Source organism: Vibrio sp. 1557 (assembly GCF_033340175.1).
GTDB lineage: Bacteria > Pseudomonadota > Gammaproteobacteria > Enterobacterales > Vibrionaceae > Vibrio > Vibrio alginolyticus.
Genome location: NZ_JAWOVZ010000023.1, coordinates 40,883 through 63,724 on the forward strand (window position 1 = coordinate 40,883; position 22,842 = coordinate 63,724).

A 22,842-nucleotide genomic window follows, 5' to 3' on the forward strand; every position below is an offset into this window, starting at 1 on the left:
GCCATTGGTTGCCTCTTTTTGATCTGGTTATTTCATGGTCATTCAATATACTCAACGTATGGTTTTAGTTAACTCTTTGATTATGAAACAGCAATACGCACGTTTAGTTACGACCGCCGCTTGGACTGCAACCATTGTGGCGACGCTTCTTCTGATCGTAAAAGTCATCACGTGGTGGGTAACCGGCTCAGTGAGCTTATTGGCGTCATTGATTGACTCCATGTTAGATATCGCGGCTTCGGTTGTGAATCTTGTGGTGGTTCGTTACGCCTTACAACCGGCAGACCGCGAACATACGTTTGGACATGGTAAAGCTGAGTCCTTAGCGGCCCTAGCCCAAGCAATGTTTATTTCGGGCTCGGCAGTATTTTTGATTCTTAACGGGATTGACCGATTTTTCCGCCCACATGCTTTACACGCACCGGAGTTAGGTGTGTATGTATCGCTGTTTGCGATTGTGGTCACACTTGGCTTGGTGATGTTCCAAAAACATGTGGTTCGCGTGACGGGGAGCCAAGCAATAGCGGCGGATTCTCTGCATTATCAGACTGACTTGTATATGAATGCTGCGATCATGGTTGCTCTGGGGCTCAGTTACTTTGGAGTGACTCAAGCGGACGCTGTGTTTGCGGTTGGTATTGGTGTCTTCATTCTTTATAGCGCTTTCAAAATGGTCAGCGAAGCGATTCAAGCCTTACTTGATAGAAAGTTGCCCGATGAAGAGCTTGAGCAAATTAACCAAGCTTGTTTGAGCGTAAAAGGGGTATTGGGTGTGCATCAGTTACGCACGCGAATGTCCGGACCGACGCGCTTTATACAGTTGCATTTAGAGCTAGACGATAACTTACGATTAATTGAGGCGCATTACATTGCTGATAAAGTGGAAGATAATTTATTGGCTCTGTTTCCTGATGCGGACGTACTGATCCATCAAGATCCATTGTCTGTCGTTTTCGGACCTGAGAAAGAGCAGAAAGCGCAAGATTGGTAGGCTTGAAAAATCCATCAGTGCCCGACGACAAACAGGTACTTATTGACTATCTTTCCATCAATACTTATTAAGATTCGTGATCCTGATATGAATCAACAAAGTTTCATAGAGAAACTGTAATACTCTTACATAAGTAGAAAAGTTACATAAAAAAGTGCGTTTTCATTGGTAATCCTGTAGAGGAAATGTAACATAACGCACAGTTCTGGATTATGCAGGTTGCTTGGTAACAAGGGGCCTAAAAGAAAATTAAATAATTGATTGCCAAAGATCGAGGGTGAGCATGATTAAGAAGATCGGTGTTTTAACAAGTGGCGGTGACGCACCTGGTATGAACGCTGCGATACGCGGCGTAGTACGTACAGCACTATCCGAAGGATTGGAAGTATTCGGTGTGTACGACGGCTACCTAGGCCTATACGAAGGCCGCATCGAGAAGCTAGATCGTTCTAGCGTTTCAGATGTGATCAACAAAGGTGGTACGTTCCTAGGTTCTGCACGTTTCCCTGAATTTAAACAAGTGGAAGTTCGTGAAAAAGCGATTGAGAACCTGAAAAAACATGGTATCGATGCACTAGTGGTAATCGGTGGTGATGGTTCGTACATGGGTGCGAAGAAACTGACTGAAATGGGTTACCCATGTATCGGTCTTCCGGGCACAATCGACAACGATATCGCAGGTACGGATTACACTGTGGGCTACCTAAGTGCACTAAACACCGTTATCGATGCAATCGACCGTTTACGTGATACTTCTTCATCTCACCAACGCATTTCAATTGTAGAAATCATGGGCCGTCACTGTGGTGATTTGACTCTGATGTCTGCAATTGCGGGCGGTTGTGAATACATCATCACTCCGGAAACTGGTCTAGACAAAGACAAGCTGATCAGCAACATCCAAGATGGTATCGCTAAAGGTAAGAAACACGCGATCATCGCGCTTACTGAGCTAATGATGGATGCTAATGAACTAGCTCGTGACATCGAAGCCGCGACAGGTCGTGAAACTCGTGCAACAGTACTTGGTCACATCCAACGTGGTGGTCGTCCAACTGCATTTGACCGCGTACTAGCATCTCGTATGGGTAACTACGCTGTTCACCTATTGATCGAAGGTCATGGTGGTCGTTGTGTAGGTATCGTGAAAGAGCAACTTGTTCACCACGATATCATCGACGCAATCGAAAACATGAAGCGTCCAGTACGCAACGATCTATACAAAGTTGCTGAAGAGTTGTTCTAAGCAAGCTTGAAATAGATAAACAAAACCGCGGCTTTCCGCGGTTTTTTTGTATTTGAGAATCAACAAAAAGAAACTAGCGATAGACGAGTGTTAAGACACGCTGCTCTGCTCTATGAGCGTTAATTTTCGCTCGCGCAGCGCAAACAAGTAGCCCAGTAGCCCACCCAACGTATTCCCAACCGCGATACCGATAAACAAGCCTTCAATGCTGTAGATTTGGCTCCCGACCCACGCCGATGGCAAGGTAAAAATGAACAGCCGCATAAAGCTCCACTGGAATGCACGCAATGGCTTGTGCATCGCATTCAAACCACTGACTAACATCATTACGATGCCTTGGAAGCCATAACTAAATGGCACCACCAGTAAATAATGCCAAAGCAGGTTTTTCACCGCATCTTCCTGAGAAAACAGCGCAGCCAGAGGAATGCTCAGCGGTACCATCATCAAGAAGATAAACCCTTGGAATACCACTGCAAAACGCATGCTAATAAATAAACCGGAAAAGGCTCGTTGCGGTTGTTTGGCTCCTAAATTTTGTGCCATAAACGGTGTGAGGGCAGAGGTCAGCGACATCAATACTAGAATCAATATGGACTCAATACGCTGCGCTGCGCCGTAAGCAGCAACCGCCGCTGTACCGTGGTTGGATAACAGCATCATCAGAATGGCACCGGACAACGGATTCATCGCGTTTGATAGCGCAGCAGGGGTACCAATTTTTAGTGTCTGTTGCCAGTCTTGTTTCAGCAAAGCCCATTGGGGTTGAGCAAGCAATTTTTCCCGTTTAATTAGCACATAGAATGAGCCACACAAAGCACCTAACCAGCTAAAGGCACTTGCTATGGCTGCGCCTTGAATGCCAAGTTCCGGAAAAGGGCCATAACCGAAAATCAACAATGGATCGAGCATGCCATTAATCAAACCAGCCAACATCATGACTTTTGCTGGTGTTTTTGTGTCGCCAGTAGCTCGGATAGCACTGTTGCCCGCCATTGGGATCACTAGCAGAGGAATGGTGAGATACCAGACCTGCATATATTGCTCAATAAGAGGGATGAGATCATCAGACGCACCAAGAAAACGAAACAATGGCGCAATGGTGGTAAAGCCAATAGAAGACGCGATAGCCACAAGTAACACGGCTAACAACAAACCGTGGGTGGTGAACCGAGCAGCTTGTGGTGCATGACCTTGCCCAAGCAAGCGACCAATATTGGTCGATAGTCCCATCCCAATCCCCATCGTAATGCAATTAACCGCAAAGGTGACAGGAAAGGTATAGCTGATAGCCGCTAGCGCTTGAGTGCCAAGCAACGAGATAAAAAACGTGTCCACCAAGTTAAACATCAAAATTGCGATCATGCCCATGGTCATGGGTACGGTCATTTTCCGCAGCGTTTCAGGAATGGGTGCGGTCAACAAACCATGCTTATCGGTCGCTTGGGGTTCCAGCTTGTTATTTTCCTGCATGTGTGACAACTATCTGGTGAGCAAACTGCAAGGATACAAGAAAGCGAGATGCCGAGCGAGTGAGCATTTCTAACGCAAACCGTTGCCTAGTTGTTCGTTATTTTAACTAAGTCACAAAAATTTTGTGCCACCCCCTTGGGATCGCTGCTTCGACCCCTTATATAGGGATCACGTGTCTGGGGCTACAGTCCCTAAGGACAATTATCAAATAAACATGGAAATTTTCAGGAGAGACGACCGATGAACATTCGTCCATTACATGACCGAGTTATCGTTGAACGTAAAGAAGTTGAATCTAAGTCTGCTGGTGGCATCGTTCTGACTGGTTCTGCTGCAGAAAAATCGACTCGCGGTGTTGTTCTAGCTGTGGGTAAAGGCCGCATCCTAGAAAACGGCACCGTACTGCCACTAGACGTTAAAGTCGGTGATACCGTTATCTTTGCTGAAGGTTACGGTACAAAAACTGAAAAAATCGACGGTAAAGAAGTGCTTGTCATGTCTGAAAACGACATCATGGCGATCGTTGAATAATAGCAATCATTGAGTAATTTTTTGCTCAGATTCAATTACGAAATTACACACAAAGAATTTTAGAAAGGAAATCAAAGATGGCTGCTAAAGACGTTAAATTTGGTAATGACGCACGAGTTAAAATGCTGGAAGGTGTAAACGTTCTGGCTGACGCAGTAAAAGTAACACTGGGTCCTAAAGGACGTAATGTCGTTCTAGACAAATCTTTTGGTGCACCGACTATCACTAAAGATGGTGTATCAGTAGCGCGTGAAATCGAGCTGGAAGATAAATTCCAGAACATGGGCGCACAAATGGTTAAAGAAGTTGCGTCTAAAGCAAACGACGCAGCGGGTGACGGTACAACAACAGCAACGGTACTAGCACAATCTATCGTTAACGAAGGTCTAAAAGCAGTCGCAGCGGGCATGAACCCAATGGATCTTAAGCGTGGTATCGACAAAGCTGTTGCTGCGGCAGTTGAGCAACTAAAAGAGCTTTCTGTTGAATGTAACGACACAAAAGCGATCGCGCAGGTTGGTACTATCTCTGCAAACTCAGACGCAAGCGTAGGTAATATCATTGCAGAAGCAATGGAGCGTGTGGGTCGTGATGGCGTTATCACGGTTGAAGAAGGTCAGGCGCTACAAGACGAGTTAGACGTAGTAGAAGGTATGCAGTTCGACCGCGGTTACCTGTCTCCTTACTTCATCAACAACCAAGAATCAGGCAGTGTTGATCTAGAAAACCCATTCATTCTTCTAGTAGACAAGAAGATCTCAAACATTCGTGAGCTTCTTCCAACGCTAGAAGCTGTCGCGAAAGCATCTCGTCCACTGCTTATCATTGCAGAAGATGTAGAAGGCGAAGCGCTAGCAACATTGGTTGTGAACAACATGCGTGGCATCGTAAAAGTTGCAGCTGTGAAAGCACCTGGCTTCGGTGACCGCCGTAAAGCAATGCTACAAGACATCGCTATCCTAACTGGCGGTACTGTGATTTCTGAAGAGATCGGTCTAGAGCTAGAAAAAGTTGCACTAGAAGATCTAGGTCAAGCGAAGCGTGTTTCTATCACGAAGGAAAACACGACTATCATCGATGGTATCGGTGAAGAAGAGATGATCTCAGGCCGTGTTGCTCAGATTCGTCAACAAATCGAAGACGCAACTTCAGACTACGACAAAGAGAAACTACAAGAGCGCGTAGCTAAACTGGCTGGCGGTGTTGCAGTAATCAAAGTCGGTGCAGCGACTGAAGTTGAAATGAAAGAGAAGAAAGACCGTGTAGAAGATGCGCTAGCAGCAACTCGCGCAGCGGTTGAAGAAGGTGTTGTTGCTGGTGGTGGTGTTGCACTTATCCGCGCGGCATCTAAGATTGCTCACCTAACGGGTGACAACGAAGAACAAAACGTTGGTATCCGCGTTGCACTACGTGCAATGGAAGCGCCAATCCGTCAAATCACGAAGAACGCAGGTGAGGAAGACTCAGTTGTTGCGAACAACGTGAAAGCGGGTGAAGGTAGCTACGGCTACAACGCGGCAACAGGCGAATACGGCGACATGCTAGAAATGGGTATCCTAGATCCAACTAAAGTTACTCGTTCTGCACTACAATTCGCAGCATCGGTTGCAGGTCTGATGATCACAACTGAAGCGATGGTTACTGACCTACCGCAAAAAGACGCGCCAGCGATGCCTGACATGGGCGGCATGGGTGGCATGGGCGGTATGGGCGGCATGATGTAAGCCAGCTTATCTCATCGCTCTAGGGAAACCTTATAGCGGAAAGATAACCGACCAAACCCTTAAAAGTCGAGGCAGATGCCTCGACTTTTTTATGCGTGTCACCTGAGAAACATGACGTTCTGGTGTGGCTTATCATGAAATTTTTGAGCGTAAAAAGCGCCATTTCAGAAGCAAAAAATCGAAGAGAAATATTTTTTCTTTTGAGTCAGATGGTTAAATCTGACCTATTGCTAACACTTTTTGAACGGGGACAGAGCAAAATCTGAACATTACACTATGTTGTAAATTGTTGCTTCCCATCATGGAGATGAAAATGAAAAAGCTTATGACGTCATTGGCGGTTGCAGCCGCTATCGCATCACCTGTTGCTTTTGCCGACAGTACACCTGTGATGTTCTCTACTATCGATAACACAAACGCACCCTCTAATTCTTCAGTAGGTGGCGTTCGTTTAGCTGTGTTGCATGGGCAGGTAAATGAGGTTAAAGGTGTCGACTTTTCACTGCTTGGTATGTCAGAAACGGATCGTACGACAGGTGTGAACTTCGGTCTGTTTTTTGGCGCAGCAAAAGTAAATCAAGAAATGAAAGGCGCGTCTTTAGGCTTAGTTAACTGGAACCAAGGTCAGACGACGGGTGTTAACTTGGGTGCTGTTAACATTACGAACAACGTAAAAGGCTTGAACTGGAGCGCGGTGAACTATTCTGAAGGCTACACCATGGCGGATGTGGGCTTAGCGAGTATCTCTAAGAAGTCTAATTTCCAGTTTGGTTTCTTCAACATGACCGATCAAATCGATGGTGTGCAAATTGGTCTTTTGAACTGTGCGGATAACGGTTTCTTCAAGTGTTTCCCACTCATCAACTTTGCTAAGTAATCCCTGAGAAAGTCAGAATCTTTATATACAGAAAGCCCTCGATGTTCGTCGAGGGCTCTTTAATTGCTGATGAGATGAAGCGAGTTTCTCGGAGCGTTAACTATTTAATTAATCGTGATGAAGTTTTGCGTTGTTGAATTCTTTGATGAACACCGCGGCGTAATGCTTTGATGTGGTTTTCTGCTTTATCCACACCTAACAACACGGTTAATGTCAGGAGAGTAATAACCACCGACTGCGTTAAATAACCCAAACCTATCATCAAACCTAAACCTGCTAGCACCCATATTACAGCCGCGGATGTTACGCCATGGATTTTTCCATCAAGTGTCATCATAACGCCAGCGCCTAAGAAGCCGACGCCAGTAATGATCTGACCAAGCACTCGTGCTTGATCAAGTGTATTTGGCGATAACGACACTGCCATCGACATAAACAGGTAGGTGCCTGAAATAATTAATATTGCTGTGCGAATGCCAACCGGTTTACCACGAGTTTGGCGCTCTATACCGATCATGAGCCCATTAATGGCGCAGCATAGTAGGGCAGGCCAACTGAATGGGCCAAGATCGAAAATTTGTTCGAATGCTGTATGCATCTTGACCTCCAAAAGTGCGGAGTATGCATAGACTTACCGTGCAAAGCGAACAAAAATAATCAATCTAGACGACAAATTTAATTGAGCGTCAGAGCTTATTCTAAATGCAAATCCAACGGCGTTTTACTTGGCCTGCCACCAATTTCTCGTGTGAGTTTTGGTACCAGATAACCCGATACACGCGTGATGAGTCCGCGCATAATAGCTTTCGCTTCTTCGTCCGAAATAAAGTAGTGCGCTGCGCCTTGCACCTTATCAAGAACGTGGAGGTAATAAGGCAAGATGCCCGCGTCAAATAAGGCCTCACTTAACGCCACTTGAGCTTCTACCGAATCATTCACGCCTTTCAGCAGAACGCCTTGGTTTAGAAGCGTAACGCCCGCTCTTTTGAGCTTGAACATCTGTTCAGCAAATTCGTCATTGATTTCGTTGGCATGGTTGATGTGAGTGACGAGGATGATTTGTAACCTTGATGCTTGCAGCAGTTGGCATAGTTCATCAGTGACTCGAGCAGGAATCACCACAGGTAAACGGCTATGAATACGCAGACGTTTGATGTGAGGAATATGAGCAATGTGCTCTAAAAGCCAATGAATCTCATCGTCTTTTGCCATTAATGGATCACCACCTGAGAAGATGACTTCGTTCAACTCTGGTTGTTGTGCCATGTACTCTAAGCACTTGGTCCAGGCTTGTTTCCCGCTTTTGTTCTCTTGATAAGGGAAGTGACGACGAAAACAGTAACGGCAATTTACCGCGCAGCCACCTTTGACAATCATCAGGGCGCGGTTGCGATACTTGTGTAGCAGGCCAGGGACTTCATTGTCCTGCTCTTCCAATGGATCATTGGAGTAACCCGGATGCACCTCAAATTCGTCGCTCAGTGGTAAAACCTGACGTAAAAGAGGGTCTTTAGGGTTGCCTTTCTCCATCCTATCGACAAAACTTTGCGGTACACGCTGTGCAAATAGCTTGCGCGCGGCAAACCCGTCTTGCCACGGTGAAGGATCAATTTCCAGTATTTCGAGCAATTTTGCAGGATCAGAGATCCCATTCGCCAACTGTTTGAGCCAGTTTTGCTCAACAGATTCGACTTTTCGGGTTATTATGTGCGGCATTGAATTTAGCTCTAAGAATGTAAGAGGAAAAAATGGCTACAGTTAGCACCAATGAATTTAAAGGCGGTCTTAAGTTAATGCTTGATAATGAGCCTTGTGTAATTCTGGAAAACGAATACGTTAAACCAGGTAAAGGCCAAGCGTTCAACCGTGTTAAAATTCGTAAACTTCTTTCTGGTAAAGTGCTAGAGAAAACATTCAAGTCTGGTGACACTTGTGAAGTGGCAGACGTAATGGATATCGACCTAGATTATCTATATTCAGACGGCGAATTCTACCACTTTATGAACAGTGAAACGTTTGAACAGATCGCAGCGGATGCAAAAGCGGTAGGTGAAAACGCTAAGTGGTTGGTAGAAAACAACACTTGTATGATCACTCTTTGGAACGGTAACCCAATTACTGTTACTCCACCAAACTTCGTTGAGCTAGAAGTTGTAGACACAGATCCAGGCCTGAAAGGTGATACTCAAGGTACTGGCGGTAAACCAGCGACGCTATCAACTGGCGCTGTTGTTCGTGTTCCTCTGTTCATCTCAATTGGTGAAGTGATTCGTGTAGATACTCGTACTGCTGAATACGTAGGTCGTGTGAAGTAAGCACTTTATATGATTGTTAGAAAGGTCGCTTCGGCGGCCTTTTTTATTGCCTGTGATTCTTCTCTTTTAATCCCTCTGCGTAAAACATCGATATCCTCCGCAAATTTTTGATGATTTTGTATTATTCGTAAAAATCTTATTTATTCCATGAATCTGTCGATTATTCCTTAATGTAACATTTTGATACATTAGTACTTGTCGCTGAGTTGCATAGCAATCTGATTTTTATCGATTTAACTCAGTAACAATCCAAAAAGGAGAACAAAATGGAAAGCAGAGGTTTAGGAAGGGGTTTAAAGGTGGAAGAAAGACGTCAGTTACTACATAAAGGATTAAAAGCAGCCGTATTTGGCGTACCGCTGTTGGCAATAGGCTTAACGATTAATAGCTCGGTGCTGATGACCGATGCGGGTTACAGCTACGTGCATCAGAATAATATTACTGGTGAGTTGGATGTGTTTACTGAACCTGGCATTCATTTTCGCATGCCATTTCTGTCCAAAATCACCAAGTATGACCAAGTGATCACCGTGTCATTCGGTAACAGCAAGGGCGAAGATTTTTATCAACGCCTTGATGCGATTCAGGTTCGATTTGCCGACACCTATATTGGTCAGATCCCCGTAACATTCCGCTTTAAGCTCAGTAATGACCCTGAAGCGGTGAAGAAGATGCATAAAGAGTTCCGCAACAACAGTAACTTGATCGATGCGCTGCTTGTAAAGAACGCACGTAACGTAACGGTGATTACCGCAACCCAATACACGGGTGAAGAGTTTTTCCAAGGTGGTTTGAACCAGTTCAAATCGAAACTTGGCGATCAGTTACGAGAGGGGATTTATCTAACAGAGCGACGTCAGGTTGAAGTGGAAGAGTTGGATCTTGCGCCTGTTGGGGCGAATCAAGCTAATCCGAACCAATTACAGCGCACCAATCAACTGGTTTGGAAAACCGTACCTGTCGTAGACAAAACCGGGCAACCGATTCGTCAAGACAATCCGTTACAACAATACGGTATTCAAGTGACGCAGGTGACCATTGGTGACCCACAGCCCGAAAAGCAATTAGATCAGCTATTGGCAGATAAAAAGCGTTTAGTGGCGGATCGTATTCGCGCGATTCAGGAACAAGAAACGTCGAAAGCACAGGCAGAGACCGAGCAGTTACGCAAAGAGATTCAACGAACACGTGAGGTGCAAGACGCTCAGCGTGGTAAAGAACTCGCAATTATTGCTCAGCAAAAAGAAGTGGAAGTTGCACGTCAGATTGCAGAGCGTGAAATCGTTGAAGTGGAAAAAACCAAACGACTTGCTGAAGTTGAGAAGGAGAAAGAGCTAGCTATCGCAGAGGCTAACTTAGCGATTCAAAAAGCGAACGCACTTTCTGCTGAGTTTGAAGCGAAAGCGATATTAGCGAAAGGTCGCGCAGAATCTGAAGTCCTAAAAGGTAAGTATGCGGCGTTAGGAGCAAACCGTGAAGTTTACTTGGCAGAATTGAATCGAGACGTAGCGAACTCGCTGTACAACAATTTGCAAAACTTCCAAGTTCAGATGCCACAAAATTACATTGGTGGAAGTGACGAAACGGGCTTGAAAACAAACCTAGATGTGATTACTGGCTTTGGTGCTCTGGGTCTTATGGACCAGACAAAGAAGGTCGCACAGCAATAAGATCATGGGTGGTCAAGAGCTTAAAAAGCAAAAAGATCATAGGTAACCCAAAGCAATAAAAAGCTGGCATTTAGCCAGCTTTTTCTTTTTTGGTCAGTCGCTTAAATCATGAAGATAAAGATAACTGCTAGTGCAGTGATGAGGCCTGCAAATGCATAGCATGCAATTTTACCAATCACACCAGTGTGGAATTTAAGGTCGTGCATGCCGTGATGTACACGGTGCATTGCATGCCACATTGGCAATGCTAGCGTGCCAATGATGAATAGCGCACCGATGATGCTGGTTGCGAATGCAGAGACACGCTCGTAGCTCATCGCTTCTGCGTCAATCACGCCTAGTGGTACCAAGATGCCCAGCACCAATACCGTGATTGGCGTGATCATCGCGAACCAAGTACCACCTGCGCCAAACAGACCCCACCAGATTGGCTCATCAGAACGTTTTGGTGATGTGTTTACACTATAATTCGGTTTCATTGCTCAGCTCCTTACACCACGATGAGAACGATCAGTGAGATGAACGCAACCGCGGCCCACTGAGTCAATACGATGATCTTCTTGTCTACGGGTTTGCCTTTCAAACGAATTGGCATTACTTGTGGCATCATGCTGAAGAAAGTTTGAGCGTGAAATAAGCTACCGAGTAGTGCAACGATGTTGATTGCGACTACGATTGGGTTCGCCATGAACGCTAACCAACCTTGCCATGCTTCAGGACCTTTCACCAAGCAACCTAAACCGAAAGTTAGGAACAGAGTGAATAGGATTAACGGAAGCACCGTAGCTTCACGTAGCATGTAGAAGCGGTAGAAAGGATGGTTCTTCCACCAAGTGCGTTTTACTTCACGAACGTAAGGTTTACGATTGCTCATCCTTATGCCTCCACTTTCTTTGGTGAACCATCAGGTTTCAACATAGCAATCACGAAGTCCATAGAAGACTCCACTTTGCCTTGGTTTACTGCCGCTGCTGGGTCAACGTTCTTCGGACAAACTTCAGAACAGTAACCAACAAACGTACAACCCCAAGCACCGTTTTCACCGTTGATAAGCTTCATGCGCTCATCTTTACCGTTGTCACGGCTGTCTAGGTTGTAGCGGTGGGCTAGCGTTAGTGCAGCAGGACCGATGAACTCTGGGTTAAGACCAAACTGAGGACATGCGGCATAGCACAGACCACAGTTGATACAGCCAGCGAACTGCTTGTATTTCGCCATCTGTTCTGGCGTTTGCAAGTTCGTACCGTCTTCTGGTTTACGGTCGTTACCAATGATGTATGGTTTGATTGCTTCAAGACGTTCGATAAACGGTGTCATATCAACAATCAAGTCTTTCTCGATTGGGAAGTTTGCTAGAGGCTCGATAGTCACGCCGTCAGGGTAGTCACGTAGGAAGCTCTTACAAGCAAGTTTCGGTACGTTGTTCACCATGATGCCGCAAGAACCACAGATCGCCATACGGCAAGACCAACGGTAAGACAGATCTTTGTCTAGGTGATCTTTGATGTAGCCAAGTGCGTCAAGCACAGACATGGTTTCATCGAATGGTACTTCGAATGTTTGCTTGTATGGTTCTGCATCTTTTTCTGGGTCGTAACGCAGGATGTCTACTTTTTGAATGCGATTTGCTGACATTATGCTTGCTCCTCTGCGTTCTTCTCTTCAGCCGCTGCTTTTTCTGCTGCTTCACCGTATAGACGAGCTTTTGGTTGTGACTTAGTGATGGTCACATTGCTGTAATCGATACTTGGTGCTGACTCTGGCTTGTAGAAAGCAAGTGAGTGTTTTAGGAAGTTCACGTCATCACGCTCTGTACAACCATCGTCTAGACGTTGGTGCGCGCCGCGCGACTCTTTACGTAGAATCGCAGAGTGAACCATCGCTTCTGCGACTTCTAGGCCGTAACCCACTTCGATTGCGTATAGAAGGTCTGTGTTGAACACTTTACCTTTGTCTTTGATGCTGATGCGTTTGTAGCGTTCTTTCAACTCAGTGATTTTGTCGATAGTCGCTTGCATCAAATCTTCTTGGCGGTATATACCACAGCCCGCTTCCATGGTGTGGCCCATTTCTGTGCGTATTTCTGCCCAGTTTTCGTCGCCTTCTTGGTTCATCAGTTTCGCGATGCGCTCTTCAACGGCTTTGACTTGCGCGTCAATTGCCGCGTCGTTCCAGCCTTTGAATTCTGCTGCGCGTTTCACTGCATTTTCACCCGCTACGCGGCCAAATACCACGAACTCAGCCAGTGAGTTAGAACCTAGACGGTTTGCACCGTGAAGACCAACAGACGCACATTCACCCACCGCGAATAGGCCTTTAATGCGAGTTTCACAACCGCCGTCCGTTTCAATACCACCCATGGTGTAGTGAACGGTTGGACGAATTGGAATTGGCTCTTTTGCAGGGTCCACGTTTACGTAAGCTTTTGCTAGCTCACAGATGAACGGTAGACGCTCTTGTAGGTACTCTTCACCAAGATGGCGAAGGTCTAGGTGCACCACGTCACCCAGTGGGTGTTTGATGGTGTTGCCTTTCTGTTGTTCGTGCCAGAAAGCTTGAGAAACTTTGTCACGAGGACCCAGTTCCATGTATTTGTTCTTCGGTTGGCCAACTGGAGTTTCAGGACCCATGCCGTAATCTTGTAGGTAACGGTAGCCATTCTTGTTAACGATGATACCGCCTTCACCACGACAACCTTCCGTCATCAGGATACCTGTACCAGGAAGACCGGTTGGGTGGTATTGAACGAATTCCATATCACGTAGAGGAACGCCGTGACGGTAAGCCATTGCCATACCATCGCCCGTTACGATACCGCCGTTGGTGTTACAGTGGTAAACACGGCCCGCGCCACCTGTTGCTAGAACAACCGATTTTGCTTTGATAGTAACAAGCTCGCCTTCAGACATGTGAATAGCAATCAGACCTTGAACTTCGCCTTCATCAACAAGCAGATCCACCACAAAGTACTCATCAAAACGTTTGATGTTGCTGTACTTCATTGATGTCTGGAATAGCGTATGAAGCATGTGGAAGCCAGTTTTGTCTGCAGCGAACCAAGTACGTTCAACCTTCATACCACCAAAGCGGCGTACGTTGACTTCACCGTTCTCTTTACGACTCCATGGGCAACCCCATTGCTCCATTTGGATCATTTCGCGAGTCGCGTTCTCTACAAAGTATTCAACAACATCCTGTTCACATAGCCAGTCACCACCGCCAACAGTGTCGTTGAAGTGGTTGTCTAAGCTATCTTCATCCTTGATAACTGCTGCTGAGCCACCCTCTGCAGCGACCGTGTGGGAGCGCATTGGATAAACTTTAGAAATCAGAGCGACTTCTAAGTCTGGGTTTGCTTCAGCCGCTGCAATAGCAGTACGAAGACCAGCGCCGCCTGCGCCGATGACTGCGATATCTGTGGTGATAATTTGCACAGTTATCCTCCAGTGTGTGATTGCGGAAATCCGCTTGTTATTGTCATTACGAGGCGCTCCTTAAAAAGAACTCCCCAAAAGTAGTAGGGTTAGTGTAGATGAGCCACATGGCAGAAAAATTGATGTAATTGGGTTTTTGCTTCGGTAATGCACTTAAGGGCATAGAATTTATAGGTTATGTGACTGCTATCACGGCATCGAGGTTTTGGCCCTCAAGCATTAACATTAGGGATGTTAAACCTGTGTTGCGCGACATTAACCGCATGGATAATAGGATTTTAACTGAGTGTTTTTTGTTCTGCGGCACGAGTAATGCTTGCCTCAAATTGGCGAGCACATTAGTAAAAAGAAGAAGGGATATTCCTCTCTTCTTGAAGAGTAAAAAGCATGTAGAATGAGACTTTCCTCGCTGAATTAAAGTTTGAGAGATTTGTTATGCAAACCAACTGGCAACCTACTGCTTCCATTGACCAACTTCGTCAACGTGCGACGTTAATCGCGTCGATTCGACAATTCTTCGCTGACCGACAGGTGATGGAAGTCGATACGCCAGCCATGAGTCACGCAACCGTGACTGACATTCATTTGCATACTTTCCAAACCGAGTTTGTTGGCCCAGGCTATGCCGATGGCAGTAAGCTGTTTTTTATGACCAGCCCAGAGTTCCATATGAAGCGCCTTTTGGCTGCAGGCAGCGGTTGTATTTATCAAATCAACAAAGCATTTCGTAATGAAGAGAATGGTCGCTACCACAACCCCGAGTTTACGATGTTGGAGTGGTATCGCGTTGGCTTTGACCACCATAAATTGATGGATGAAATGGATGACCTGTTGCAACTGGTATTGAAGTGTGGCGCAGCGCAGCGCATGACGTATCAACAAGCCTTCATTGATGTGTTGGGTGTGTGTCCACTAGAAGGCTCGATGACTGAGCTGAAAGCGGCGGCAAGCAAGCTGGGTTTGAGTGACATTGCTGAGCCAGAGGAAGATCGCGATACGTTGCTGCAACTGCTATTTAGCGTGGGAGTAGAAAACAAAATTGGTCAGGACGTGCCGGCTTTTGTGTACGACTTCCCTGCATCACAGGCGGCGCTTGCGAAAATCAATCCTCAAGATCATCGCGTCGCGGATCGTTTTGAAGTGTACTTTAAGGGGATAGAGCTGGCGAACGGATTTCATGAACTGGATAACCCGAAAGAGCAATTAGCGCGCTTTGAACAAGATAACGCAAAGCGTATCGAAATGGGTTTAAAACCACAGCCGATCGATTATCATCTGATCTCTGCACTGGAAGCAGGGTTGCCAGATTGTGCAGGGGTCGCGTTGGGTATCGATCGTTTGATCATGCTGGCGCTAGGCTGTGACCACATTGATCAAGTGACGGCCTTTCCATTTCCAATTGCATAAGGACGTCCAATGAACCTGACGGCTGCACGTTTCGTCATCTTTAGCTACGCCATACTGATCGCTTTTTTATCTCTGAGTTCAGGTGAACTGCAAGACTGGGGCAATATCGCGTATCTCGACAAAATGCAGCACGCTATGGCGTACAGCGGCTTTGCGTTTTTAGGTTGTTTTTGCGTGTGGTGTTGGCGTCAACGTTGGGCGGTGGCGATTAGTATTTTGCTATTCAGCGCCGTTATTGAGTGGTTGCAAGGGTATGTAGGGCGACAAACTTCTTGGTTAGACCTTGTCGCCAACTCAACTGGTATCTTAACTGGTCTGTTATGTTACCGGATTTGGAGCCTCTATCGACCTAGGTTGGTGAAGTCGCTATACTCGATTCGTTAATGAAGAGGGAACACGATAACAATGAAAACGCGCGACAAAATCGTCTACGCGGCACTGGAGTTGTTCAACCAACATGGTGAGCGCAACATCACCACCAATCACATTGCCGATCACATCGAAATTAGCCCTGGTAATCTGTATTACCACTTCCGCAATAAGCAAGAAATCGTTCGTGAGATCTTTGCGCTTTATTCAGCAGAACTTTTAGAAAGATTTACCCCTATTCAAGGTTCGCAAGAGAGCCTGACTATGCTGAAGAGCTACCTAGACTCTATTTTTACCTTGATGTGGAAATACCGCTTTTTCTACGCAAACTTACCAGAAATCTTGTCACGAGATGAACAGCTACACGAACAGTACATCGATGTGCAAGAGAAGCTGCAAGCGAACCTCATTGCTATTATGCAAGAGTTCGTAACGATGAAGCTGTTGAATGTCGATCAACAACAGTTGAAGTCATTGGTATGTACATTGCACTTGATTGCGTGTAGTTGGTTGGCGTATCAATCCGCGATGGCTTCAAAAACCAACATTACCGAGCAAATGGTGAAGCAAGGGATGTTGCAGATGCTTAATGTCGTTAAGCCATTAGCAACTGAGCAGGGCTTAGAGCAGCTACTGTTATTAGAAGATGCGGTTAGCAATCTACACAGTTAAACGTCAAACTGCTTAATATTTCGAGAGTCACTCTCATTTTCGAGTCGTGGCTCGAGTTGACTTGTCAAATATGCCACGCACAATAGTCCCATACGCTAAAAACCCTTGCAGGGATAAGATTCTCGATAAAGGAACTATCGCCCCATGAATTACGACATTTTTAATGGTGATGCTGATGGCATCATTGCTCTTCTACAATTGCGTTTGGCTGATCCTGTCGATGCCCAGTTAATAACCGGTGTAAAGCGCGACATCAAGCTGGTGGAAAAAGTAGACGTGCAAGCGGGTGATGAGCTGACTGTGTTAGACATTTCGATGGAAAAGAACATGGCAGGTCTAGAGCAAGCTTTGGCTCAAGGCGCTCACGTCTTTTACGCCGACCATCACAAAGCGGGCGACATTCCTCAGCATGGTAATTTGGATGCGCACATCGATCTCGATGCCAACATGTGCACGGCGTTGATTGTCGATAAGTTGCTTGATGGGCGTTTTCATGACTGGGCGATTACGGCGGCTTATGGCGATAACATGATTGCTAAAGCCGATGAGTTAGCGAATAACGCGGGCTTGTCGCAGCAACAGAAAGAGCAGCTAAAAGAGCTGGGTACTTTAATTAACTACAACGGCTACGGCTCGAAAGTCGAAGATTTACACTTTCACCCTGCGGAGCTGTACCGAGCTTTGCTGAAGTACATGTCACCATTTGAAGCTATTGAAGATACGGCCTCGCCATACTACCAATTGCAATCGGCTTACCAACAAGACATGGAGGCGGCTCTCGCAGTGCCTGCCATGCATGAGAGCGGTAAGCTAAAGTTGTTTGAGTTACCAAACACGGCGGCATCACGCCGAATCAGTGGTGTTTATGGCAACTGGCTGGCAAACCAAACCCCTGACTCTGCGCATGCGGTACTTACTGAAAATGCAGATGGGACTTATACGGTTTCACTTCGTGCCCCGTTAAACAATAAACAAGGTGCCGTGGTCGTGTGTGGTCAGTTCCCGACAGGTGGGGGGCGAGAGGCGGCGGCAGGAATCAACGCGTTAAGCAAAGATGATGTGAATGCTTTTATTGATGCGGTAGAAACCTACTACGCATAGTATTTTCCAAAATATGAATACAAAAAAGGAGCCGAGTGGCTCCTTTTTTATGACAAGTCAATAAGTCAGATAATTAGCGCTTTAACCAAGATTTCGGATTCTGCGCTTCACTATTACGACGAATTTCAAAGTACAGCGATGGTCTGTCTTGACCACCTGTATCACCCGCGAGAGCAATCACTTCGCCGGCGGTGACTCGGTCGCCTTCTTTTTTAGTTAAGGCTTGGTTGTAACCATAGAGGGTCATGTCACCTTTGCCGTGGTCGAGCAGTACCACTAAACCGTATCCGCGCAGATACTCCGCAAATACGACAGTTCCAGGATAAACGGCTTTCACTTGTTGACCATAGTTGGCAGACAGCACCATGCCCTTCCAGTTTACCTGCCCGGTTTGTCGCGTACCAAAGTTGTGTAACACACTGCCTTTGAGTGGCCAAGGCAGCTTACCGCGCTGTTTGCCGAGTCCGTCCATTGGCACCGCATTACGCTTCGCTGCTTTGGCGATCTCTGCTTTTAAACGGGTTTCGTTGCGTTGCAGCTCGGCTAAGTAGCGTTTGTCATTCTTGATACTGCTCTGAATTTTATTCAGGGTTTGCTTACGCTTGGATTGTGTACTCGCTAGCGCTGTACGTTTTTCGGATTGCTGCTTGAGCAGAGTCTCGATTTGCTCTTTTTCTAGCTCGAGTTGGTTTTTGTTGTGCGCTAATTCTTGGGTTATTTTGGTGATCGCATCAATCACTTCAGCACGTGCTTTAGCTAAATGCTGGAAGTATTGGCTCATGCGGTCTTCTTCCACACCTTGATTTAACAAGTGACCATTGGCCTTCGCTCGCTCGGTTACGTAATACGTTTGCAGCAGCTGTTTGAGTTCTTCTTCTTGCTCTTGACGCTGTGCTTCTTGCAAGGCAATTTTCTCTTCTAGGTTTTCTATGTTTTTGTCTGCTTGTGCGAGGTTAGACTTGGTTTGTCGTATTTCACGCTCAAGCTTAGAAATACCAAGCTCTTGATCTTTTAGTGATTTCTGTAACTCATTGAGCTGCTTTTCTTGGGAAGAGAGCGATTTGCGCTGACGGCTTATCTCACTGGATACGCCTTTGAGCTCTTGCTGACTCACAGCAGAAGAGGTAATGGGATAAGTGGCAGATAAAGCACAAGTTAATAAAATAGCCGAGCGTAGAACAGGGTGATTTTGTTTTCGCACTTGAGAGTTACCTACCACGTTGTTGTCAAAAAGGTTTGTTGACGATTAAATACCATCTCCATGGATAAAGCTTTGCGACTTGCCGTTAAAGCCTTGATCCATATCGAGAGAGGGTTTGTCCGTTTTGGGACGTCCGACGATTTTTGCAGGCACGCCAGCCACCGTTGTGTGAGGAGGCACGGCTTGCAATACCACAGAGCAAGATCCGATTTTCGCGCCTTCACCGACTTCGATATTACCAAGAATCTTTGCACCAGCTCCGATCATCACACCCTCGCGAATTTTCGGGTGACGATCACCGCATTCTTTACCAGTACCACCAAGGGTGACATCTTGCAGTATAGACACGTCGTTTTCGACCACGGCAGTTTCACCAATCACGATGCCTGTTGCATGGTCGAGCATGATGCCACTACCAATGCGCGCTGCAGGGTGGATATCGACCTGACATGCTACCGAAATCTGATTTTGTAGGTAAGTCGCAAGAGCGTGACGACCTTGCTTCCATAGCCAGTTTGCTACTCGGTAGCCTTGCAGTGCGTGATAGCCTTTTAGGTACAGCAATGGCATTGAGTACATTGAAACAGCAGGGTCGCGATTGACCGTGGCACAAATATCACAAGCCGCGCCGTCAGTGATGGTTGGATCAGCTGCAAAGGCTTCTTCAACCACTTCACGTACAGCCATCGCTGGCATGGAAGCGGTGTTCAATTTATTAGCCAGAATATAACTCAGAGCGGCACACAAACTTTCATGCTTGATAATGGTGGCATGATAGAAGCTCGCCAGCATAGGCTCTTGTTCTGACATTTCACGGGCTTCTGAGACAATTTTGTTCCAGACTTTTTGTTTTTCGCAGTGTTTCATTCTCAATATCCAGAGTGGTTCTTCCGTGACCCGACAACTTCAATTTTTCTCAGATGAGCTGCAAAGGGCGGTAGATTGCTACTTTCCTTCGGCTTTTTTGTCACGAGCAAGTAAATCTTGCGCTGCTAAGCGCGCATCTTTTCCTTGATACAATACTTGATAAATTTGATCAACTATCGGCATCTCAACACCCATACGTTGAGAAAGTAGCCATACTTCTTTTGTATTGCGGTAACCCTCAACCACTTGACCAATTTCTTCTTGAGCCGTATCAACGTCTTTACCTTGGCCTAATGCCAAGCCAAAGCGTCGGTTACGTGATTGGTTATCGGTACATGTCAGGACAAGATCGCCTAAACCCGCCATGCCCATAAAGGTTTCTGGCTGTGCACCCAGCGCAGCACCAAGGCGACTCATTTCAGCCAAGCCACGAGTAATTAATGCAGTACGGGCGTTGGCGCCAAAACCGATACCATCAGACATACCTGCACCAATCGCAATAACGTTTTTCACAGCGCCGCCCAATTGCATACCAATAAAGTCACTATTGGCGTATACGCGGAAGGTTTTGCTACAGTGGATTTTTTCTTGTAGATCCGCAACAAATTCAGAATCTGGAGACGCAACAGAGATTGCAGTCGGCATACCCATTGCGAGCTCTTTCGCAAACGTTGGGCCAGACAATACTGCTAGTGAGTAGTTTTCACCGATAATGTCATAAGCGACGTCTTTCAGCAGGCGCCCCGTTTCAGGTTCAAGCCCTTTGGTTGCCCAACAGATGCGAGAGTCTTCGCGCAAGAATGGTTTACAGCTGTTTAGCACGATGCCAAAGACATGGCTTGGAACCACAACCAACAAATCTCGGCTTGCTTGAACGGCTTTTTCTAAATCCGATTCAATGATCAAGCTTTCAGGGAAATCAACACCTGGTAAGAAGGCATGGTTAGCTCGGTCTGCTTCTAGGCGAGCCATGTGCTCTGGCTCGTGTCCCCAAAGGACAACGTTCGCGCCGTTACGAGCGAGTGAGATCGCCAAAGAGGTGCCGTATGAGCCTGCGCCAATCACAGTCATTGCGATGTCTTTACCGTAAGCATTGTTTGTATTTGCTTGTGTCATGCTACCGCCTAATTGTCTTGCTACTAGTAGAATCTAGTTCCTAATCGTCAAATTTTACGCCTTCTGGCGATTAGGAACTAGGAACTTTTGTCAGAAATAAAAAATGCACATTGCATCGAATGGTAGACGCTCTGTGCATTTTATTTGAGTCGGTGACGTCAGCACTGTGGCTATTCGTCACTTATAAAACGTGAATTACGCTTCAGCTTCGCCTTGTTGAGCTTGCTGTTGTAGGTAGTTCATGAATAGCGCGTCAAAGTTTACTGGCGCTAGGTTCAGTTGAGGGAACGTACCTTTAACGACTAGGCTTGAGATAGTTTCACGAGCGTATGGGAATAGGATGTTCGGGCAGAATGCGCCTAGGCAATGTGCAAGTTGACCAGCTTCCATTTGTTCAGCAGTGAAGATACCACCTTGTTGAACTTCACATAGGAACGCAGTCTCTTCTTCGTTCTTCACAGTAACGGTTAGGCGTAGAACAACTTCGTAAACGCCTTCACCAAGCTCACGGCTTTGAGTGTCTAGGTCTAGTTTAACGTCTGGGTTCCACTCTTTCTGGAAAATTACTGGAGAGTTCGGCGCTTCAAAAGAAACGTCTTTTAGGAAGATGCGTTGAATTGCGAAGTTTTGTTGTGCGTCTTGAGGTGCTGCTTCAGCCATTTTTTAATCCTTAAATCAATATTTGTTGAGCCTAGAAACGTCTAAGCTCAGAAAACTGGTATGTCCTGAGACTAACTGAGCCAATCTACCTTGACTAGATGAAGCGTGTATTACGTGCAAAGCGTCACAACTTAGTGCTCCAACTGCTTTCAATTTGCTCAGTTTTTTGTCCGCGAGGCTTGGTAAAAGCGCGTTTAAACGCGAACTTTCGTTCTTGCCACGTTCCTACTTCTTACCGCGAACTAACGGCAGGTTCGCTTCGTTCCACGCAATCAAACCATTTTTTAGTAGGCTCACGTTTTCGAAGCCAGCTTTTACTAGTAGGTTTGCGCTTTCTTGAGCGGTCTGTCCTGTCTTACATACAACAATGATTGGGTCTGATTTGTGGTTTTCAAGGCTACCCAAGTTACCCGCTTTGATGTCTGACGGTAAAATGTGAAGTGAGTCGGTGATATGACCTTTTTTGAACTCGTCTTTGGTACGGATATCCACTACAACGCCGTTTTCACGGTTCATAAGATGAGTCAGTTGGTTTACGTTGATTTCTTTGTATGCGGCTGTCGCTGATTTCACGATGTTCATGATAAAGGCGACAAGAAGACCTACCCAAACCAAAGATAGAATCATGTTCTGTTGGAAAAATTCAATGTACTCTTGCATGTCTTGAGCTCTTACGCTGTTGGCGGAAAAATAAAGCAGGAGTATAGCGAGGTTACGGCTCTTAGGCGAGAGGGTTAAAATTTTCTAACGAATAATTGAGATCTCTATAAACCCGTTATGCCCTTACTATCCGTACATTTTGCTCTGGTAGCTTGATTGCTTTGGCCTATTGGACTTATCGGTTTAAGTGACTTCTGTTTTACTGAGAAAAGAGAACAATAGGTATTAACCCATCTTGTTTGATGTTGCTTTAAATTAGCGCTGTTTCAAGTGCAAAAATAAGAATGAGAAGCGTAAGAAAACCGAACTTAGACTGGGGTGTACAAAGCGTATTAGAAATGACTATGCTTGTGGAACACGATTGTCGGCACTGACTCGTTGTTCGCTTAACTTGTAAGATAGCAACAATAAATCGCAAACATTATTTGATCTTAACCTACAGTTTTGGTTAAAAAGTGTAGTAAAATTACGCTAGTTTTGTTTCAAGGTTAGATAGGGCAGCGAGGCCCTACGCCAAAAGTTACTTAA

The 22,842-nt window shown here is 45.9% G+C and carries 23 protein-coding genes; 11 read left to right on the forward strand and 12 right to left on the reverse strand.

Annotated elements, in window-relative coordinates:
- Positions 1–82: 82 nt before the first annotated feature.
- Together fieF and pfkA are read left to right on the forward strand one after the other, a co-directional pair.
- Positions 83–991: a CDF family cation-efflux transporter FieF gene (fieF, locus tag R7070_RS20200; RefSeq protein ID WP_256900680.1), complete on the forward strand. Its 909-nt coding sequence runs from the start codon at positions 83–85 to the stop codon at positions 989–991.
- Between the two features lie 283 nt (positions 992–1,274).
- Positions 1,275–2,237, forward strand: coding sequence for a 6-phosphofructokinase (gene pfkA, locus R7070_RS20205; protein ID WP_005381521.1), 963 nt, complete (start codon positions 1,275–1,277; stop codon positions 2,235–2,237).
- A 90-nt stretch (positions 2,238–2,327) separates the two neighbouring features.
- Here the strand turns inward: pfkA and R7070_RS20210 are convergent, their stop codons facing one another.
- Positions 2,328–3,710: an MATE family efflux transporter gene (locus tag R7070_RS20210; RefSeq protein WP_017635565.1), complete on the reverse strand. Its 1,383-nt coding sequence runs from the start codon at positions 3,708–3,710 to the stop codon at positions 2,328–2,330.
- 240 nt (positions 3,711–3,950) lie between these two features.
- Between R7070_RS20210 and R7070_RS20215 the strand changes: the two genes are divergently transcribed.
- The 3 genes from R7070_RS20215 (at position 3,951) to R7070_RS20225 (ending at position 6,842) form a co-directional block, all read left to right on the forward strand.
- Positions 3,951–4,241: a co-chaperone GroES gene (locus R7070_RS20215; protein ID WP_005381516.1), complete on the forward strand. Its 291-nt coding sequence runs from the start codon at positions 3,951–3,953 to the stop codon at positions 4,239–4,241.
- Positions 4,242–4,318: 77 nt separating this feature from the next.
- Positions 4,319–5,965: a chaperonin GroEL gene (gene groL / locus R7070_RS20220; RefSeq protein WP_005381509.1), complete on the forward strand. Its 1,647-nt coding sequence runs from the start codon at positions 4,319–4,321 to the stop codon at positions 5,963–5,965.
- Positions 5,966–6,278: 313 nt separating this feature from the next.
- Complete coding sequence (locus R7070_RS20225; protein WP_005381507.1) at positions 6,279–6,842, forward strand: VC2662 family protein; 564 nt, start codon at positions 6,279–6,281, stop codon at positions 6,840–6,842.
- Positions 6,843–6,942: 100 nt separating this feature from the next.
- On the opposite strand, the gene R7070_RS20230 is transcribed toward R7070_RS20225, so the two are convergent.
- A complete protein-coding gene (locus R7070_RS20230; RefSeq protein ID WP_005381504.1) occupies positions 6,943–7,440 on the reverse strand; it encodes an MgtC/SapB family protein in 498 nt (165 codons plus the stop codon).
- A 95-nt stretch (positions 7,441–7,535) separates the two neighbouring features.
- Positions 7,536–8,558 carry an EF-P beta-lysylation protein EpmB gene (epmB, locus tag R7070_RS20235; protein WP_005381502.1) on the reverse strand — a complete coding sequence of 341 codons (1,023 nt, stop codon included), beginning with the start codon at positions 8,556–8,558 and terminating at the stop codon, positions 7,536–7,538.
- A 32-nt stretch (positions 8,559–8,590) separates the two neighbouring features.
- On the opposite strand from epmB, the gene efp reads away from it, so the two are divergent.
- Positions 8,591–9,157 carry an elongation factor P gene (gene efp, locus R7070_RS20240; protein ID WP_005381500.1) on the forward strand — a complete coding sequence of 189 codons (567 nt, stop codon included), beginning with the start codon at positions 8,591–8,593 and terminating at the stop codon, positions 9,155–9,157.
- Positions 9,158–9,423: 266 nt separating this feature from the next.
- Entirely contained in the window at positions 9,424–10,827 is a 1,404-nt protein-coding gene (locus tag R7070_RS20245; protein ID WP_005386397.1) for an SPFH domain-containing protein, read from the forward strand.
- 101 nt (positions 10,828–10,928) lie between these two features.
- Here R7070_RS20245 and frdD read toward each other — a convergent pair whose 3' ends face one another.
- The 4 genes from frdD to frdA are packed head-to-tail and all read right to left on the reverse strand — an operon-like array spanning position 10,929 to position 14,261.
- The gene (gene frdD, locus R7070_RS20250) at positions 10,929–11,306 is read right to left on the reverse strand and encodes a fumarate reductase subunit FrdD (RefSeq protein WP_005381493.1); all 378 of its coding nucleotides are present in this window, start codon (positions 11,304–11,306) and stop codon (positions 10,929–10,931) included.
- 11 nt (positions 11,307–11,317) lie between these two features.
- Positions 11,318–11,701, reverse strand: a complete 384-nt coding sequence (gene frdC, locus R7070_RS20255; RefSeq protein ID WP_005381491.1) for a fumarate reductase subunit FrdC — start codon at positions 11,699–11,701, stop codon at positions 11,318–11,320.
- Between the two features lie 2 nt (positions 11,702–11,703).
- Entirely contained in the window at positions 11,704–12,462 is a 759-nt protein-coding gene (locus tag R7070_RS20260) for a succinate dehydrogenase/fumarate reductase iron-sulfur subunit (RefSeq protein WP_005381489.1), read from the reverse strand.
- Positions 12,462–14,261: a fumarate reductase (quinol) flavoprotein subunit gene (frdA, locus tag R7070_RS20265; protein ID WP_005381487.1), complete on the reverse strand. Its 1,800-nt coding sequence runs from the start codon at positions 14,259–14,261 to the stop codon at positions 12,462–12,464. The genes R7070_RS20260 and frdA overlap by 1 nt, the downstream gene beginning before the upstream one ends.
- 435 nt (positions 14,262–14,696) lie before the next feature.
- Between frdA and epmA the strand changes: the two genes are divergently transcribed.
- The 4 genes from epmA (at position 14,697) to R7070_RS20285 (ending at position 17,810) form a co-directional block, all read left to right on the forward strand.
- Positions 14,697–15,668 carry an elongation factor P--(R)-beta-lysine ligase gene (gene epmA, locus R7070_RS20270; RefSeq protein WP_005381485.1) on the forward strand — a complete coding sequence of 324 codons (972 nt, stop codon included), beginning with the start codon at positions 14,697–14,699 and terminating at the stop codon, positions 15,666–15,668.
- Positions 15,669–15,677: 9 nt separating this feature from the next.
- Positions 15,678–16,052 (forward strand): VanZ family protein, encoded by a 375-nt coding sequence (locus tag R7070_RS20275; protein ID WP_104975658.1) that lies wholly within the window; start codon positions 15,678–15,680, stop codon positions 16,050–16,052.
- Between the two features lie 21 nt (positions 16,053–16,073).
- Positions 16,074–16,709 (forward strand): TetR/AcrR family transcriptional regulator, encoded by a 636-nt coding sequence (locus R7070_RS20280; protein WP_005381480.1) that lies wholly within the window; start codon positions 16,074–16,076, stop codon positions 16,707–16,709.
- 144 nt (positions 16,710–16,853) lie between these two features.
- Complete coding sequence (locus R7070_RS20285; RefSeq protein ID WP_256900671.1) at positions 16,854–17,810, forward strand: DHH family phosphoesterase; 957 nt, start codon at positions 16,854–16,856, stop codon at positions 17,808–17,810.
- 73 nt (positions 17,811–17,883) lie between these two features.
- Here the strand turns inward: R7070_RS20285 and R7070_RS20290 are convergent, their stop codons facing one another.
- The 5 genes from R7070_RS20290 to R7070_RS20310 form a co-directional block, all read right to left on the reverse strand.
- Positions 17,884–19,029 (reverse strand): murein hydrolase activator EnvC family protein, encoded by a 1,146-nt coding sequence (locus R7070_RS20290; protein WP_005381476.1) that lies wholly within the window; start codon positions 19,027–19,029, stop codon positions 17,884–17,886.
- A gap of 27 nt (positions 19,030–19,056) precedes the next feature.
- Complete coding sequence (gene cysE, locus R7070_RS20295; protein WP_005381475.1) at positions 19,057–19,878, reverse strand: serine O-acetyltransferase; 822 nt, start codon at positions 19,876–19,878, stop codon at positions 19,057–19,059.
- Between the two features lie 78 nt (positions 19,879–19,956).
- On the reverse strand, positions 19,957–20,994 hold the full coding sequence (gene gpsA, locus R7070_RS20300) for an NAD(P)H-dependent glycerol-3-phosphate dehydrogenase (RefSeq protein WP_005381474.1): 1,038 nt from the start codon (positions 20,992–20,994) through the stop codon (positions 19,957–19,959).
- Between the two features lie 195 nt (positions 20,995–21,189).
- Positions 21,190–21,654, reverse strand: coding sequence for a protein-export chaperone SecB (gene secB / locus R7070_RS20305; RefSeq protein ID WP_005386410.1), 465 nt, complete (start codon positions 21,652–21,654; stop codon positions 21,190–21,192).
- Positions 21,655–21,879: 225 nt separating this feature from the next.
- Entirely contained in the window at positions 21,880–22,314 is a 435-nt protein-coding gene (locus R7070_RS20310) for a rhodanese-like domain-containing protein (protein ID WP_005386415.1), read from the reverse strand.
- Positions 22,315–22,842 lie beyond the last annotated feature (528 nt).